The organism is Xenorhabdus sp. XBWT (genome assembly GCF_059072735.1).
On sequence record NZ_CM180990.1, the window covers coordinates 1,982,408 to 1,999,596 of the forward strand.

Genomic DNA, 17,189 nt, shown 5'->3' on the forward strand with positions numbered 1-17,189 from the left:
TTCAGGCCCCCAAAATATCGACTTTGATTTGACTGGGGGCTGTGCGTGACCCGACAGCATTGGTTGAATTCTGCATTGTAGAACTTGATACTCTGGTTGCTGGTGAGCCTTTAATAAGAACACTATTAGCGCCAACCGTATGGCGTGATGGACCCATCACTGTTCCTGAAGTGACACCAAGATTGACACCGGCGTTATCTCCGTTTGTCATAACAATGGTTGTTCCTATATTATGGGCCGGGCTGCCCATAAAAAGTATCGTGGACGTACTGGGACTGATACCACTCGTGCCCTGTGCGGTATTCACATACGTGACAGGCACTGGCGCACCGGGAGGAGCCGGGGTCAGGCAGATATCTGGTGTAGCCATATCTGTGCCACCGCCTTGAGTATTAGCATACATAACATTGCCTTCTTAATTGAGATAAAACTCTAGCCAATGTGAATCTGCTCGGCATCGATCTTGGTGATTGCTTTGGCGGAAATCACCGTGTTTTGAGCATGCAGGCGTACATAGTTTTCAGCCTGCATATCTAATTGCCCTGCCTGAACTTGTTCTGTTTGCCTTGTATGACGGAACAGGCGGTTGCTTAATTGGGTTATGGTTTGCCAAACAGATTCAAATTGATTGCCTACTATCCTTGTCATGGAGACCCAGGCGGATAAGGATTGACCGCTATATTGCATTTCATTGACGTGGCAGTTCCCATTGTCAGCGGTGATATTCAGCCCATTACTGTTCAGATCCAAATTTCCTTGTGCTGTAATGGATAAATCACCCGGAATATTGATCTCTGCTGCATTTTGTTGTTTTGCCCGCTCCAATATAGCCAGTACCCAGAGTTGTTCATCAGTCTTTATAATCAACACAGTGTCTCCCATCGCTGGCGTTAATAGGCAGCTAACAGCTCGTCGGCAGTGCCAACCACGGTTTTTGCTTTCAACCATTAAACTGCCGTCCTGAAGGATATTTATCACTTGGCCTGCAATCTGTTGTAGTGGTTCCGTGGCAAGAGTATATGAAGAAAGAGCATAAGAAGACTTCGTCATATCGATTCTCCAAATTAAGTCTTATATTGGTGTTGTTGTATATTCCATTCTTCAGCCGCAAATAGCTCAGGATCATTTTCCAATATACCCTGACGATCAGAAAATAATGCTTCAACCTGTTGAGTCCGATGAAAAAGAGTTCTCATGAATTGTGCAGAGCGAAAATCACTGTTGTTGACATTGGCATAGGAGAGGTCGGCATAGCTCATGTCGCAACCAGAAAATTGTGCACTGATTGCACGGGCTTTATGTATGATGGCCTGTTGTAACTGGCTTTGCCGAAAGTCAGTCTGTTCAAGACAAGCCCCGACAAAAATAGCCTGATTAAATAAACTATTACGGCAACATGCGCGGGTTAAATCAGCCTCGATAAATAATGCCTGAGTTGCATTGACATTCGATAATTGGGCGTTTTGTAATCCAGAACCCTTGAAATTGCAATTAGTCAGCTTTGCTCCATTGAAATTTGCAGCTTCAAGCTGATTATTCAGGAATTGGCATTCCTGAAATTGCTGCTTTTGATAATTTTGACCACGTTGGTTGCATTCGAAAAAAACAGTTTTAATGAATTCACTGATATAAAAATTTGTTTTCCTCAAATCTTGCCGGAAAAAAGTCACCAGGAAAAAACGATTATTATGCAGTCTCATGTGATCTAATGAAGAATTAATAAAGGTTAATCGATCAAGTTCGTTACCATTCAAATCAGCACATTGCAGGTCACAAGATGAATATTGACAACTATTTTGTTTTGTTGCTTTAAAAAGTGCTTTTTTTAAAGCACATTGAGTAAACATAACATCATTCAGTGTTCCTTCATTAAATTTGGTGCGTATCATATTGCATTGTTCAAATGAAGTGTGACTACATACGACTGAATTAAAGATGGCTTCTTCGAGCAGACATTCAGTAAAGGACGATTCCTTGAGAACAGAATGAGATAAATCGGTTTCTGAAAAATCTACCGCCTTGAATATTCCTCCTGATAAATTTTTCCCAACCAGTGAAATTCCCTGTAAATTAACTTTCTCAATAATGTCTCCCTGCCTGATTTTAATCATCAGTTCATCAGCCGTCAGTGTTCTCATATGATTTCCTGATTACGCTTGGGCAAAGTTTTTACACGCAATGTATAGGCATGGTCAATCAACGTTGAATCATCAATGATAGATTGAGATATATCAGCACGGAACAGATTAGCCTCTCGTAAATCAGCACCATTAAGAGTGCATTTCTGCATAAAGGCACCAATCAGGTTGGCATTATTCAACTGGGCTTTCCGAAAATCCGTTCTGATGAATACGCTTTTTGTTGTATTGATATACTGCATATTGGCCAATTGGCAGTTTGCTTCACTTAAATCGCTATTATTTAATGTAGCAGAATGAAAAGTTGATTGAATCAGAGTCATTTGGCGCAAATTACATTCTGTTAATATCGAGTCACTGAAATCAGCTTGATTAAGATCACTTTCCATATTAAACGAGCAGGTGATCAGTTTTGCTGATCGAAAACTAATTGCTTCTGCTTTTGTTTCTGTCCATGAACAACTATCAAGTGTAGCGTGATCAAAAATAGCGTTCTCCAACTGACATTTTATAAAAGAAACTTTATTTAAACTTGCGTAGTTGAATTTCAATGAAGGCAGAGCCATTTCCAGAAAAATGCAATTTTGCCATTGTGAATGCTGAAAGCGGCAGTGCGTAATAAAGGTTTTTTGCAGAAATAGTTCGGTGAAAATTGCATTATTAAATCGGCAGTGATCAAACAATGTTTCCTGCAATTGTGTTTCTTTGAAACTTGCTGCGGAAAAATCGCTTTGCTCACATTTGGCCTGTATCAGGTTGGCATTATCCAGCTTCGCGCCGTGCAGAGAAGCATGGCAGATTTCAGTTCTGGCCAGCATTGCTTCACTGAAATCTGCGCTATCCAATTGACTGTTATTGAAGCAGGCACTTTCCAGCAAAGTACGGGAGAAATTAGCCCCACGTAGATTCATGCCGGATAAATCGACGCCCGTAAAATCCATACCACGGAAATCACCGTCTTTGCGCATGATGCGTTGGACTTGCTTGCGGATAATTTGTGACAGATCACCTGTTAAACGCAAAGCGGGTCTTTGTGTTTGTATAGAAGCCAAATACATTTTATACAGTGATTGTTCAGTCTGCGTCAGAATATTATTGCTAAGTCCCATTTGTTGTTGTCGCTGATACAATATATCCCGTATCTGATTAAAATTCTGTGAGCCTGTTGGTTGCTTTTCCATCGCTGTCTGTTCAACATCAATGCCTTTTTCTTGGGCCTGTAAACGGATTTCATTACTTTGTTGTTTAGCTTTAGTGTATTTTTGAGCGGCATCTTGTTCTATTTTTTTTACAAATTCGGGTAATTCATCCGGTTTCGGATTAGAAGGTGGGTCCGTTTCTGTCGTCATCAACGGGATCAGTGTATTGATGTCTTTCCCGTATTTTTCCATACGCTCCCGTTGTTGCTCGCGCAGGCGTTTTTCACGGTTTTTCCAATTCTCTTTCAAAGGAGGGTTATTTTCGGGTTGCTCAGTATCCAACCACGGCGCAATGATCTCTTCAGGAATCAAATCTTTTTCCCGGAGAGCATATAATGCACCTTTTTCTTTATCCGTGCGCTGGCTGAGTATTTGGAGATAATGATGTTCAGGATGAGGTTTATCGTTCAACTCCATTGCGGAGAGAATGTGCAAGACATCCGCGGCATCATCTTCATTAATACGCGCACAACCGTGCCAGATAAGGATCATTTTTTCCAGATGGGGAAAAAACCACACTGTCGTCTTACGCATTATTATTTCTTCGAAAATTTCTTCTTCAACACGTAATCGTTTGATAAAACAACGCGCTTGCCATGATGGCAGCATTCCTTCTTGTATAGGTTTTTCAGGATGCATATTCCAGATACGCCATATTGCTTTTTCTGGCAGCGCATCATCTTGCTCCCACCATTGATCGCGGGGAGCTGCATTAAATAGCCGCCAGTCTATATCGCGGGAAAATCCGGGAAATTCGTTTTCTAGCCACTCTTTATCATATTTTTTACCTATGCGGGTAAAACGGCGTGGACACGTGAAATCCAGAGGACCAAAACTGGCAGGGTTTGTTGTATCCCGTGGCGATAATAGCTGTCTATGGGTGCCTTCAATATTGGGTAATCGGTGGATCTTTATACCATCTTCCCCAATTTCTGGAGTGAAACCGATACCGTGAGGATTTTCATCATAATTTCCTCCCCCGAAGGCTCGGCTCCAGTCTAATCTCATTTGCCCAAATTCTTGCGGTTTGGATGGTGTTTCATCAACCCAATGACGATCACCAAAAGCAATCAATGTCTTATCCAATTGATCTATTTGAATACGTGCAGAACAAGTTGTTTTGTCTGCCTGATGGTGAGTATAGGCATAACCTGTGGCAAGAAATTCGGCATAAGATTTTGGCATCGCGAAGTCAATAACACTATCGCAGGCTTTTAACTCAGTTTCTGCAAGTTGCCAGAGTTCCTGCTCTGGTCGCAAACGAGGGGAGCTACTCATATCAGTCAAAGTCATGATAGATACCCCAAGATAATTTTTTTGCAGCCAGCGATAAGGGCGATGAAGCATACTTAAGCGCAGAGGTTTAATTATTTTCATTGAGAGACCCGATTCAATCATTTTGAGAAAAGACGGAAGAATTCTGTTTATTTTTATCTGATTATCTTTGGGAATAAAATCGGTTATTCTCAAAATATGTAAGTAAGAATTTTTTATAAAATGGTTGTGGCGATAGATTATTAGAATAATAAGTACAATAAATTCAGATAAAAATAAAAAATCAACCCAATTGGATAAGTGCTGATTTTATACTAACTTGTACTGAACCCTTAATATCTACTTGAGTGTTAGACTTTACACTAACAGTGCTTGCTTGAACCTTGTAATTTCCTGTGATTTTTTCACTTTTATCAGCGGTGACATCCAGTTTATAACTCCCGGTGATACTTTGAGTTAAATCGCTTCCAACATTTAACTTATAAGAGGCGCTAATTTTTTCTGATTTATCTCCAGTTATATCTGCTTCATATCCATCAGTAATCGTATATTTAATTCCACCGCTTGTGACTTCTATTTCTTTTCCATTGGTAACGGTGGTTTTCTGTTTATTTTTGAAAGTAGCAGCTTCTTCTTTTTCTACTGTTGTATTACGTTTACCCTCAATTTTTAAAGTTTGGTCATTCTCCACAGAGACTGACATGTCCTTCTCAGCATGTATTTCGAAAGATTCTTTGCCTTGGGCATCATCAATAAACAAGTAGCTGGTGTTATCTTTTCCGCCTTCCAGGCTACGTGACATTATGCCTATTTTGGTGGCTTCCTTTGGTAAATCCCAAGGAGGCATTTTTTCTTTGTTAAAATTACGTCCGATTACGAGGGGATTGTCAGGATCGCCATTAAAAAAGCTGACGATGACTTCTTCTCCGACCCGGGGGATCTGTACCATACCGAACTTAGTCCCGGCCCAGTTGCTGGCTACGCGTACCCAGCAGGAACTTTTATCATCTTTTGTATCGCTCCGATCCCAGAAGAATCTGAGCTTAACCCGACCGTATTCATCTGTCCAAATCGTTTTTCCGCTGGGACCTACAACAGTCGCCCATTCAGTGCCAACTTGTGGCCTCTGCGTCAGGTAAGGTGCGCGCCAGTTCACTTTCGCTGGAATAGCTGTAAATTCAGTACTGATTATTTTGCCTTTTTTTGCAGAGAAATCTGCCGGAGAAAAATTCTCAGCTACGCGGGAAAAATAAGTCTCTTCGTGAAATTCATAGTTTGCGCTGATAATAAGATACTGCCCGTTATCTTTATCCCGTAATGCTTTAGCCAGTGTAAAGGTATAACCCGGAGCTATGCCTATTTCGGTACTTTTCGCTTTTATATATTGACTTTGTGCAGTATGGGATTGCTGTAGTACCTTAGCATAGAATTTCCCTTGTGAATTTTCGTTATAATTCAAAGACCATTCAAATATTTCTGTTTTTGGTACAGTAGAATCGGGGTTTTGTTGTGTCTCTTTTAATTTTGCGCTTGGCTTAAGAAAATTATAATCATCTACGGTATAGCTCAAAGGAGTAGTTGAATAACTTATTGTCCAGTCATATAAAAAATGTTTATCTTTGCTTCTTGGTGGGTGATGGTTTGGATAATATTCGATAGAAGAACTATTAGGTAAATCTGAATGAGATTGAGGAGAATCTGATAATATAAGGGTGTGCTCATTCTTACAATGTTGAAAATAATAATAAATTCCTTCTCGCTCCATTAATCGGCTTATAAAGTTGAAATCTGTTTCTTTGTATTGGGTACAATATTCTAGTGATTTATATTTTGATTGTAGTTCATTCTTAAATTTTACTTTATATTTATCCAGAACATCTTTAATGATTTCGGGAGCAGTTTTTTTTTGCCAGATTTTAAAATCTTTGTTCAGTGTTAGAGTAAATAGAGCGGGTTGGATGATCACTTTATACAGATAGAGATATCCGTCGTAATAGTCACAAATGATTGCTTCACGGACTAACCCACTTAGATATCGTGATTTTGCTGAAGTGTTTGCTGGATCTTTTATTTCTATTGATATCGGTTTGTTTCGTAATCCTTTAATATCGAGATCTTTTTTGTCACTAAAAAGCTCGACTTCAAAACTATAAATGGTTGATAGTTTTTCTTCTCCTTTTAATGACTTAACATGTAAGGCTTTCTCACCCAGTGAGGAATGCACAATAATGAATTTTTCCATTAAAAGCTCCTTTTAAAAAAGCTACCGCACGAGCCTTTGAATATACGGGACCGAATGATGGTTTCTTGAGTTATTATCACTTGTAATATAATTTAATAACGAAACTAATTCAATAGTAATATTTCATAAATAAAACTATAATGCAACATTATTGCAACCTGATTTTTTATTTTTTGTGAGGAATAATAATATTGTGAGAGTTAGTGGAAAAGTCACAAAATATGCCATTAAAAATTTAATATTTTGATTTTTAAATATTTTTTAATAAAACGTATGATTTATGACTTGATGGTGGATTTGGTTTTTATAGTTATTTTCAATAGAAAAACGATTTTTTATAATTAAAAAAATTAGCGGCGATGAATTCATAATTAATGAGTTCATCGCCGCTAAAAAATAAAACTAGTTATAAAATAACTAGTTTGCTGTATTTAAAAACAAAACTATATCATTATCAATAATAAAAAATTATTTTAACGCTGATAATGCGCTGTCATAATCAGGTTCATTGGTGATCTCATCAACCAATTGGCTGTAAATAACTTGGTCATTCTCATCCAGAACAACAACAGCCCGCGCAGTCAACCCACCCAGTGGGCCTTCATTTATTGCAACGCCATAATTTTCGTGAAATTCGCTACCACGAAGTGTGGAAAGAGTCACAACATTAGACAAACCTTCAGAACCGCAGAAACGAGACTGAGCGAAAGGCAAGTCCGCTGAAATGCACAGTACGATGGTATTGTTCAGTTCGCTGGTGAGTTGATTGAATTTACGGACAGAAGTCGCACAAACACCGGTATCAATGCTTGGGAAGATATTAAGTACTTTACGTTTACCTGCGTACTGGCTCAATGTTATATCAGCAAGATCTTTAGCAACCAGTGTAAATGCTTTTGCTTTCTGACCTGCTTGTGGGAAATCGCCGTTGACGATGATATCACTACCTTGAAACTTGACGGTTTGTGTCATGGTTTTATCCTTCTAAAAGTAAATTACGTCGTCAGTGTAAAGGAATAGTGCGATCTTGCCCACAAAAATAGATGCAGTATTTATGAAATACTCTGCCTCCCTTTAATTAACAATATTTCATAATTTATTTTAGGATAATTATTAGACTCATAAGGCAAAAGAATATGCATAATTTTACGTTGCTTCCCTCTGTATTGTTGGTGACTGGTCTCTCCCTTTCTTTTTCTGTTTCTGCTGCTCATGTTCCTGTGGGTACTGAATTGGACCCTTATCAGGAATTAGTGCGTCAATTGAAAGATGAGCCTGCATCATTAGACCCGATAAAGTCTTTCGGTTTGACGGAGGCGCAAGTACTACGTGATCTATTCGAGGGATTAGTTAATCAGGGTGCGGATGGGCAGACCATAGCGGGAGTTGCCACAGAGTGGAAAACGACAGATAACAAAACATGGATATTTACGTTGCGTAAGGATGCCCGCTGGTCTAATGGTGACGGCATTACGGCATCCGATTTTGTGTATAGCTGGCAGAGATTGGTCAGTCCCGTCAATGCCTCTTCTTTTTCTTGGTTTGCAGCCTTATCGGGCATTCAGAATGCACAAGAAATTATTGATGGGAAATTGCCGCCGGAAAAGCTGGGTGTGGAAGCTATCAATCCTTATACGCTAAAAGTGACTCTGGATCGGCCTGTACCTTATTTTCCCAGTATGACAGCCAACTTTAGTCTTTATCCGGTCAATAAGCAGATTATCAAAAAATATGGCAACCACTGGATTCGGGTAGGGCATTTGGTTGGTAATGGCGCGTTTATGTTAACGGAACGGGTCGTCAATGAAAAAATTGTCCTGACACCAAATCCGTACTATTGGGATAATAAAAACACGGTATTGAAAAAAGTAACTTTTATGCCCATCAGCCAAGAATCTCATGCAACCAAACGTTATCTGGCAGGTGATCTCGATATTACAGAGTCTTTCCCCAAAAATATGTACCAGAAATTGCTGCGTGAACTTCCGGGACAAGTTTTTACGCCGGATCAATTAGGGACATACTACTATGCTTTTAATACACAGCGGGCACCAACAAATGATATTCGGGTCAGGCAAGCACTGTCCATGACAATAGACAAAAGGCTGATTGCCGAAAAAGTAGTGGGGACAGGGGAAAAACCGGCTTGGCATTTCACTCCTGATGTGACAGCAGGCTTCCGGCCAGAGAAAACCCGGCAAGAAACATTGACTCAACAAGATCTGGATGAACAGGCCAAAAAGCTACTGAAAGCTGCGGGTTATGGCCCTGAACATCCTCTGAAAATATCATTGCTTTATAACAGCTTAGAGAATAATCAGCGGATTGCAATTGCGGTCAGTTCAGAATGGAAGAAAAAACTGGGTGTAGAGGTCAAATTAGTCAATCAAGAATGGAAAACTTACGTTGATAGCCGTAATACCGGTAATTTTGATGTGGTCAGAGCCTCTTGGACCGGAGACTATAACGAGCCATCAAGTTTTCTGTCTCTTCTGACATCTACCCACAGTGGCAACCTCTCAAAATTCCATAACGCTGACTATGATGCGTTGCTCAAAGCTGCCAGTTATGAAACGAATAATCTGGCCAGAAACCGCTATTACAATCAGACCGAAAAAATGATTGCAGAACAAGCACCAATTGTACCGATTTATCAATATACCAATGGACGATTAATCAAACCGTGGTTAAAAGGATACCCGATCACTAATCCTGAAGATGTCGCCTATAGTCATACCATGTATATCATCAAGCATTCTGATGACTAATTATAAGAAATAAGTACGAAAAGGAGCAGATGTGGAAACGATCTATGGCTCGGTATTTAAAGGTTCAAATGCAATTTACGCCTGCCAGATGAATGGTCAGGGAGGTATCAGGGCATTTGGTGAAGATTCACCCGCAACGGCAGAACAGCCATTTTGGCAACACCTTGATTATAAAAACCAAGGCAGCCACCAATGGATTATGAATACCCCTTTGCTGCCATCTCCGGCAAAGGAAGGATTGCTGGGTGAAAGTATTCGTCCGAAAGTGCTACGCACTGGTGAGGGCACTTTGATTACCCTGAGATCGGTAAATCGCAATGATAATGCGCGCCCTGATCACTTGGTTTCGTTCCGCATCTATATTAATGACAGAATAATCATCTCCAGCCGCCATCGGAAAATTCACTCCATCGATCAAGTTGTGGATGATTTACACAATGGAGTTGGTGCAAAAAGTACAGGACATTGGCTGATTGAAATAGCGGATGCCATTACTGATGAAGTGAGTGATTTTATTGAAGAGTTACATGACCAGCTGATTGGGTTTGAAGATGATATTCTGGAGCAAAAAGTACCCGGTCGCGGGGAATTGGTGTTATTACGTAAACAATTAATCGTTTTGCGCCGATACATGGCACCACAGCGTGATGTTTTTATCCGATTGGCCAGCGAGCGGTTACCTTGGATGAATGATGAAGAGCGGCGTTTAATGCAGGAAATTGCAGATCGTCTGGGGCGTGGATTGGATGATTTGGATGGTAGTATTGCCCGCACAGCAGTTCTTGCAGATGAAATAACCTCCATGATGGCAGATGCCATGAACCGCCGCACCTACATGATGTCACTATTGGCAATGATATTCTTGCCAACGTCCTTTTTGACGGGGCTATTTGGTGTCAATCTGGGCGGAATACCCGGTAATAAGTATCCGTTTGGCTTTGGCTTATTCTGCCTTTTGTTATCTATCTTGATAGTCATTTTTGCCCTGTGGCTAAAGCGAAGCAAATGGTTGTAACCGACAGAAAACATAAGGATGACGATATAATCGTCAGTTGACCCTGAAGACGTGATTAGTGCCATCAGATTTGAGATATATCAATAATCAGATCCTAAAATTAAGGCACTATCACTTACGCAGGTGAATGCAACGTTGAGCAATGAACGTTGTGCTCCATAATTGTAATTTTTCTCATATTGAGTTTGATACCTGATGAGGTATATACAGAATAATTGCCCATTTATTATGCCGATGCCAATTTAAGCATCGGCTATTTTTTTGTTGCTGTTGGGGAAATGCAACCGGTTCAATTTTAATGGATATTTTTAAATGTTCGTAACGTTAATAAACATGGATTCATCAATGTTAGTTGAGGATACGACAGCTTCGTTAAACGCGTATTCTTCCCTTTCCCCATCCCGATACAACGGCAAATTGGCAAAGTCGAAAAGTGTTTTATCAGCTAGTTGGCTTGGGCTGACATTTTGAATTGATTTGAAAATACTTTCTACTCTGCCCGGCGTTTTCTTATCCCATTCAACCAACATTGATTTGATAGCCTGCCGCTGTAAATTTTCTTGAGAACCGCACAGATTGCAAGGGATGATTGGAAATGCTTTGTGTTCCGCATACGCGATAAGGTCTGTCTCTCGGCAATATGCCAGTGGCCTAATGACGACATTACGACCATCATCAGAACGCAACTTCGGTGGCATTGCTTTCATGCGTGCGCCATGGAACATATTCAGGAACAGCGTTTCAACGATGTCATCAAGATGATGTCCGAGTGCAATTTTTGTGGCCCCGATTTTTTCTGCAAAAGAATAAAGTGTGCCACGGCGCAGGCGGGAACATAATCCACAGGTTGTTTTACCTTCAGGAACTTTCTCTTTAACAACTGAATAAGTATCTTTATCTACGATGTAGTATGGAATATTCAGACTTTCAAAGTATTGGGGCAAAACGTACTCAGGAAAACCCGGTTGCTTCTGATCAAGATTTACTGCAACTACATCAAATTTTATTGGAGCCGCCTTTTGCAGATTCAGCAGGATATCTAACATCGCAAATGAATCTTTGCCACCACTGATGCATGCCATTACAACATCATTTTCTTCAATCATATTGTAATCAATAATAGCATTACCAACGTTTCTCCTTAGGCGTTTCTGGAGCTTGTTGAATTCAAGTGTCTCTTTTCTCGTATCTTTCTGATTCATTGCGACTTCTCACATTGCCAATCGTATCGGCTATAGATTTTCTATTATGGATTCTTTGCAGGGAGTGGATTATACGGATTTTTATTTTCGTTTGAAATGTATCTGTCTCTAACCGGTTTTGGTCTGTACCCAATAGATTTCAAGATACAGCGCTTATGTCCCGGGAACTAATAGCAGAAGCACAGATAACCGCATGTTGATAAAACGGTAACTGGGAGTTTGCTTTTTTGCCATCATGTTTTCCTTTTTGATACTTGTCCTCCAAAATTATTCTTGCTTGTGTTGCTGTCTCTCTCTAATTTGTAACAAATAATATTGTTTAGCCAATATCAAGAATAGTGTCCAAAACACTTAGTCGAATCTGCATATGTTCAAATTGAAATGGAGAAAAAATGCACTTGATCGATCGCTATATGCCAAATCACCAGTTTTCTGAACAGCATTTCATCAATATTACCGCATCTTGTAATATAGTTATGCAGGCTATTCTTAATTATAAGCCGGAAGATGATGCTTTTTTCCGCTCCATGATTGCCATACGAGAGATGCCAACGAGAATAGCGGCGCATTTAAAAAGACGTTCTATCAGAAATGAGTATTTCGGAATCCATGATTTTTTTCTTCTCGGAAGAGACGGGAATAGTGAAATAACTTTTGGCCTGATTGGTAAATTATGGCAACCGGATTATGGAAAACTATTATTTGATAATACAGATTCATTTGTTGGCTTCCATGAACCAGGCTTTGCCAAACTAATTTTAAATTATAGAATTGATAAAATCAGCAGGGAAAAAATCCGACTTTCTACGGAAACTCGAGTATTTTGTACTGATAAGAAAGCAGTATATTGTTTTTTCCCTTACTGGTGTTTGATTCGCCCCGCTAGTGGATTGATTCGTCGTCGGATATTGTCTGCGATCAAAAAAACCTCTGAAGCACACCAAAAAGACAGAATACTGACGAATGCCAGTCATCCCTGACAAAATAACATAGATTGACAATCAAACCCCATTGCTCATTCAGTTCACAAATAACATATATACCCGCTTAACTTGAAGAGACGGGTTTCAAAGAAAGGGGAGAGATTTCCCGAATGGCGCCGAAAAAATAAGCCATATTCTCTGCGTTAATCTGGAGATATTCCCGAATTACCGTATCTTCAATCTGTTGCAAATTGAGGGCATCCCTGATGTTAAGACAGGTACTGCTGCCTATCGTTTCATCTCCTTCGGTTCTAACCAAGCAGCTCAATGGTAGTCATTTTCCTGTTTGCCAACTGGCAAACGGTCGGCGTTGTAATGAGCAGGCTTTATTGGACGGAGGGTGTACATCAATTTGATTTTTATGGTTTTCCCCTTGTTTCAGCAGCAACAAGGGGCAATCTTTTACTTTCAACTTAAAACTACGTCCTACGGGGGTGGTCATTAACAAATTGGCTTTGCCAATAATACTATTCATGGGAAATCATGGGAAATTTCTATCTGTTATCCCTATAACAGATAAGGAGTTAAGTGCAGGGGAAAACCAGAGTTATATCTGATTTTCCCTGAAGTATGATTACGATCTATTCCGATAAACTCTTAGTATTTTGCCATAATTAAGAACGTACATATTTCATAATGCACTCAAGTTTTTCGCAGGTTTCCTGCCATTCTCTTTCTGGTTTGGAATCTCTGACCAATCCGGCACCAGCCTGAAGCCAACAGCGTCCTTTATGCTGATAGAAAGAACGTAATATCAGCGCGGCATCCAATTTACCGGCACTATCCAGCAGCATAACACTACCGCTATAGAGTCGGCGTGGTTCACCTTCATAACGGGAAATGGCTTGTAAAGAGGGTTTCTTCGGTATCCCTGAAGCGGTGACTGCCGGAAATAGGGCGATGAACGCATCCCAGCGATTTTTGTCTGTTTGCAGTAATCCTTTTACCCTTGATGCCAAATGCTGTACTGAACCACGTTCACGAATAGCCATAAATTCTGACACACGAAGCGTGTCAGCCTGACAAATCGGTTCTAATTCTTCCAGTGCCAGTTTGACAGAAACAGCATGTTCAGCGATTTCTTTCGGATCAGAAAGCAAATCAGACCGCAGTTTGTGATCCTGCGCCTTGTCATGTGTCAATGCTCTGGTGCCTGCCAGCGGCTGGCTGTTAACCCAACCAGAGCCATCTGCCTCAACCACGGTTTCCGGACTGAAACCGTAAGCAGAAAATTCTTCATCATGCAGAAAGAAAGAACGGGCAGGTGTGTTGGCCTGACGACCCAGCCAGTAACTGTGAGTGGTATTAACATTGGCATTAAGTTCAACTTTGCGTGACAGGATCACTTTTTGGTAGTGGCCTGCGGCAATATCGTTAACTGCATTAGTTACATTGTCCTGATAGCGTTTTGCTGCGTCAGCGGTGCTGATAATTTCCGGTTCTTTTGTCTCAGGGAAAGTTGGGATGCCTGCTTGATCAGCCTGCCTGACTTTCTCGCTCAGAATAGGCATTTGGTTCTCTTCAAGGGTTCTTATCAGAATCTGCCCTTGAGTGATGCGTAATTCATGCTGTGGAACAGTGAGTTTTATTAGTGCCTCATTTAGGTGTTCTAATGATGGCTCTAAGGGTATTCCATATGCCATATGGGAAAACTCAAATAATGATCTGCCATAAGCACGCCACTCTTTGATAGGCAGGTCATTAAGCACCTGTTCCAGTTTCTGGCTTAGTGTATTGATATCATATGGATGGCAATTACCTTTTGAATCAATTAGTTGTCCTGATGAATCTGCACTTATGGTAGCGGCGTTTCCTATCCCCAGTGACCATTCCCCTTTGATTTCATAGAGTGTATAAGGTTGGGTATCATGATCAGCGAGGTCTGCAAGCAAATGGGTGACCAGATCTAACGGAGTGCTGGTAATAGCGATAGTGCATTCATGATATTGTTGCATTGGGCGGTTATTTTCTGAATTTGCTGTATGTTCTGCTTGCGCCATTTGTACCAACTTGCGTTTGTCGATTTTTCCCACTGTAGTTAATGGCCAATACGGCACAAATAACCACTGATCAGGGATTTTATGACGCTGAACGCCTTTCTGGTGCAAGAATTCTTGTATTTTCGTAGGTTCCGGTTGGTTGATTTTTTTTGGAATGCACGCGCAGATACGTTCACCCAAGAGTTCGTCAGGAACAGAAATAACAACTGCATCATCAATATCAGGATGTTGCAGCAGTAATGTTTCAACTTCTTGGGTTGAAATTTTTTCGCCACTGCGGTTGATCTGTTCTTTAATTCGCCCTTCAACAATCAGGTTACCATCTGATCTCATACGAACCAGATCGCCGGTACGATAGAATCCGTCAGGAGTAAAAGCGACGGTATTATGTTGTTCTGCACGATAATATCCCGTAATGGTGTAAGGGCCTCGTGTAATTAGTTCGCCTATCTCACCGGATGCGACAGGTTGCAGATTGGCATCAACAATTTTGATTTCATCATTTTCTGATAATGGACGTCCTTGGGTGTTAATGATGACTTCATAGGGATCGTTCAGTCGGGTATAGCAAAGCAAGCCTTCCGCAGTACCAAATACTTGCTGCAAAGGCCCAATGCGTGTCATGACCTGTTCTGCCAGTTCGGGTGTCAGCCGGCCTCCACCGATTTGTAAACAACGCAGGGATGAAAGATCGCTCTGTTCCCAGTCACGAGCCTGCTCCCAGAGCCGGGCAAGCGCCGGAACTAACGCTACATGAGTTACCTGATGTTGTTCAATCAATGGCATGGCTTCATCAAAACTGGCGGTGTCACTCAGAAGTACACATCCTCCCTGAGAAAGCGTACCCAGAATACCGGGGCTGCCTAAAGTGAAATTATGAGCAACAGGCAGTACCGCTAAATAAACACTTTCGGTATTGACTGAACACAGACGGGCTGAAAGCACAAAATCATAGGTATAGGCATCATGAGTACGTGGGATCAGTTTCGGTGTACCTGTTGTTCCCCCTGAAAGCAGGAGTACAGCAATGTCGCCATAACAGGGACCGGAGATATCAAGTGGCTCACCATCAATGGAAGATAAGGCAGTCAATTCTTCGGCTTCCCCGTCAACGATAATATGTTTTATCTCAGGGCAGGCTGATGCTACTTCCCGTGCCATTTCCCGATAATCAAAACCATGGATGTAGTCAGGGATAATATAAGCTACCGGACGGGCGATCTGGCAAAGTGCATGAACATCATGTGCCCGTTGTGTCGGCATCAATAATATCGGTTGAGCGCCCAGCCTGAACAGGGCAAAACAGGTGATAACAAAGGAGGTGCTGTTAGGCAGTTGCACCATGACGTTATCACCACGACGGATTCCCCGCCGGAAAAGCCCGCTTGCCAGCCTTTCCGCAGATTGATGGAGTTCTTGATAAGTCAGGTGCTGTTCCTGATAGATCAGTGCCGTTTTATCACCCCAGATTTTCGACCATCCGGCAAGCTGTTGGTCTATTGTTTTGCCATTCCAAAGATAGTCTGGCGTCATAGTCAGTTTTTTTTCTGGGATTGAATAAAGTGCCATTATGCGAACTCCTGTGGATAAACATATTGCATAAATTGAGTAACGTGACGAATAAAACTTTGCGGTTTTTGCGTGATATAAAAATGATCGCCGACAATCTCCTGACAGCAATGCGAAAGGTTTTGCCTGTCAATGGCAAGCCAGTGATGCCACTGCTGAACTTCCTGAGCGGAGGCCTCTTTGTCTTCGTTGCCATAAAGCAACAGAGTGGGCGTTTGCAGTTTGACTGAATCAGATTGAATCACATGGTGATAATGCTCCGTAGCCCAGAAATCAGCACGCAGCATGGGTAAAAACAGCGCCAGCAATCCGGGATCTTCCCGTAATACCGGGTTGCAACCGCCGATATCAACTAACTGTTCAATAAATTCATGATCAGGCAATCCGCTCAATTGGCGGCGGGATTGAAGATGGGGTGCATGACACCCCGAAAGTACCAGCGCTTTAGGGGAACAATCATGCTGTTCAAGGCGTAGGCAAGTTTCAAAAGCAACCTGGGCACCCATACTGTGACCGGCCAGTATCAGGTTTTCTCTTTGTGCTGGTGTCAATGACACCAACAGATCAGAAAGTGATTGCGCCAATGGTGCGATTCTGGTGATCGCAGGTTCATTCATGCGGCTATCACGTCCGGGGTAAAGCACCAGCGAAACCGCGATGTCTGGATTTTCCAGCGTGGACCATTGGCGAAATGCACTGCTGCTGCCCCCGGCAAAGGGGCAGATTAACAGGGTGTATCTGGGTTCACCACGGGGTATCAGACACGGGCGGATCATCGGATGTGCAGGGAGTGCCCGG

The 17,189-nt window shown here is 41.5% G+C and carries 13 protein-coding genes; 4 read left to right on the forward strand and 9 right to left on the reverse strand.

All coding sequences use genetic code 11. The annotated features are described in order from the left end of the window. Window position 1: 1 nt before the first annotated feature. The 6 genes from AC5JQI_RS09065 to tpx form a co-directional block, all read right to left on the reverse strand. Window positions 2–403, reverse strand: coding sequence for a DUF4150 domain-containing protein (locus tag AC5JQI_RS09065; protein ID WP_493914486.1), 402 nt, complete (start codon window positions 401–403; stop codon window positions 2–4). Window positions 404–432: 29 nt separating this feature from the next. Beyond that, window positions 433–1,050: a DUF3540 domain-containing protein gene (locus AC5JQI_RS09070; RefSeq protein WP_493914487.1), complete on the reverse strand. Its 618-nt coding sequence runs from the start codon at window positions 1,048–1,050 to the stop codon at window positions 433–435. A 14-nt stretch (window positions 1,051–1,064) separates the two neighbouring features. Further along, window positions 1,065–2,138 carry a pentapeptide repeat-containing protein gene (locus AC5JQI_RS09075; RefSeq protein ID WP_493914488.1) on the reverse strand — a complete coding sequence of 358 codons (1,074 nt, stop codon included), beginning with the start codon at window positions 2,136–2,138 and terminating at the stop codon, window positions 1,065–1,067. Next, entirely contained in the window at window positions 2,135–4,714 is a 2,580-nt protein-coding gene (locus tag AC5JQI_RS09080) for a DUF2169 family type VI secretion system accessory protein (protein ID WP_493914489.1), read from the reverse strand. The genes AC5JQI_RS09075 and AC5JQI_RS09080 overlap by 4 nt, the downstream gene beginning before the upstream one ends. Window positions 4,715–4,895: 181 nt before the next feature. Further along, window positions 4,896–6,854, reverse strand: coding sequence for a type VI secretion system Vgr family protein (locus AC5JQI_RS09085; RefSeq protein ID WP_493914490.1), 1,959 nt, complete (start codon window positions 6,852–6,854; stop codon window positions 4,896–4,898). Window positions 6,855–7,322: 468 nt separating this feature from the next. Continuing rightward, window positions 7,323–7,826 carry a thiol peroxidase gene (gene tpx / locus AC5JQI_RS09090; protein WP_493914491.1) on the reverse strand — a complete coding sequence of 168 codons (504 nt, stop codon included), beginning with the start codon at window positions 7,824–7,826 and terminating at the stop codon, window positions 7,323–7,325. 164 nt (window positions 7,827–7,990) lie between these two features. Between tpx and AC5JQI_RS09095 the strand changes: the two genes are divergently transcribed. Beyond that, the gene (locus tag AC5JQI_RS09095) at window positions 7,991–9,622 is read left to right on the forward strand and encodes a peptide ABC transporter substrate-binding protein (RefSeq protein WP_493914492.1); all 1,632 of its coding nucleotides are present in this window, start codon (window positions 7,991–7,993) and stop codon (window positions 9,620–9,622) included. Window positions 9,623–9,653: 31 nt separating this feature from the next. Further along, window positions 9,654–10,637: a zinc transporter ZntB gene (zntB, locus tag AC5JQI_RS09100; RefSeq protein WP_336885673.1), complete on the forward strand. Its 984-nt coding sequence runs from the start codon at window positions 9,654–9,656 to the stop codon at window positions 10,635–10,637. A 308-nt stretch (window positions 10,638–10,945) separates the two neighbouring features. On the opposite strand, the gene ttcA is transcribed toward zntB, so the two are convergent. After that, the gene (ttcA, locus tag AC5JQI_RS09105) at window positions 10,946–11,839 is read right to left on the reverse strand and encodes a tRNA 2-thiocytidine(32) synthetase TtcA (RefSeq protein ID WP_493914493.1); all 894 of its coding nucleotides are present in this window, start codon (window positions 11,837–11,839) and stop codon (window positions 10,946–10,948) included. 392 nt (window positions 11,840–12,231) lie between these two features. On the opposite strand from ttcA, the gene AC5JQI_RS09110 reads away from it, so the two are divergent. Both AC5JQI_RS09110 and AC5JQI_RS09115 read left to right on the forward strand, forming a co-directional pair. Continuing rightward, on the forward strand, window positions 12,232–12,819 hold the full coding sequence (locus AC5JQI_RS09110) for a hypothetical protein (RefSeq protein ID WP_493914494.1): 588 nt from the start codon (window positions 12,232–12,234) through the stop codon (window positions 12,817–12,819). Between the two features lie 209 nt (window positions 12,820–13,028). Continuing rightward, the gene (locus tag AC5JQI_RS09115; protein ID WP_493914495.1) at window positions 13,029–13,178 is read left to right on the forward strand and encodes a DUF333 domain-containing protein; all 150 of its coding nucleotides are present in this window, start codon (window positions 13,029–13,031) and stop codon (window positions 13,176–13,178) included. A 258-nt stretch (window positions 13,179–13,436) separates the two neighbouring features. On the opposite strand, the gene AC5JQI_RS09120 is transcribed toward AC5JQI_RS09115, so the two are convergent. After that, complete coding sequence (locus AC5JQI_RS09120) at window positions 13,437–16,355, reverse strand: salicylate synthase (protein WP_493914649.1); 2,919 nt, start codon at window positions 16,353–16,355, stop codon at window positions 13,437–13,439. Between the two features lie 35 nt (window positions 16,356–16,390). Further along, entirely contained in the window at window positions 16,391–17,167 is a 777-nt protein-coding gene (locus AC5JQI_RS09125; protein WP_493914650.1) for a thioesterase II family protein, read from the reverse strand. Window positions 17,168–17,189: the final 22 nt, after the last annotated feature.

Excerpts from the sequence above, each read along its gene's own strand:
- AC5JQI_RS09080 (WP_493914489.1), bottom strand. The coding sequence starts at position 4,714 with ATGAAAATAATTAAACCTCTGCGCTTAAGTATGCTTCATCGCCCTTAT.
- AC5JQI_RS09095 (WP_493914492.1), top strand. The coding sequence starts at position 7,991 with ATGCATAATTTTACGTTGCTTCCCTCTGTATTGTTGGTGACTGGTCTC.
- AC5JQI_RS09120 (WP_493914649.1), bottom strand. The coding sequence starts at position 16,355 with ATGACGCCAGACTATCTTTGGAATGGCAAAACAATAGACCAACAGCTT.
- AC5JQI_RS09085 (WP_493914490.1), bottom strand. The coding sequence starts at position 6,854 with ATGGAAAAATTCATTATTGTGCATTCCTCACTGGGTGAGAAAGCCTTA.
- AC5JQI_RS09075 (WP_493914488.1), bottom strand. The coding sequence starts at position 2,138 with ATGAGAACACTGACGGCTGATGAACTGATGATTAAAATCAGGCAGGGA.
- AC5JQI_RS09065 (WP_493914486.1), bottom strand. The coding sequence starts at position 403 with ATGTATGCTAATACTCAAGGCGGTGGCACAGATATGGCTACACCAGAT.
- tpx (WP_493914491.1), bottom strand. The coding sequence starts at position 7,826 with ATGACACAAACCGTCAAGTTTCAAGGTAGTGATATCATCGTCAACGGC.
- AC5JQI_RS09110 (WP_493914494.1), top strand. The coding sequence starts at position 12,232 with ATGCACTTGATCGATCGCTATATGCCAAATCACCAGTTTTCTGAACAG.
- ttcA (WP_493914493.1), bottom strand. The coding sequence starts at position 11,839 with ATGAATCAGAAAGATACGAGAAAAGAGACACTTGAATTCAACAAGCTC.
- AC5JQI_RS09070 (WP_493914487.1), bottom strand. The coding sequence starts at position 1,050 with ATGACGAAGTCTTCTTATGCTCTTTCTTCATATACTCTTGCCACGGAA.
- AC5JQI_RS09115 (WP_493914495.1), top strand. The coding sequence starts at position 13,029 with ATGTTAAGACAGGTACTGCTGCCTATCGTTTCATCTCCTTCGGTTCTA.
- AC5JQI_RS09125 (WP_493914650.1), bottom strand. The coding sequence starts at position 17,167 with ATGATCCGCCCGTGTCTGATACCCCGTGGTGAACCCAGATACACCCTG.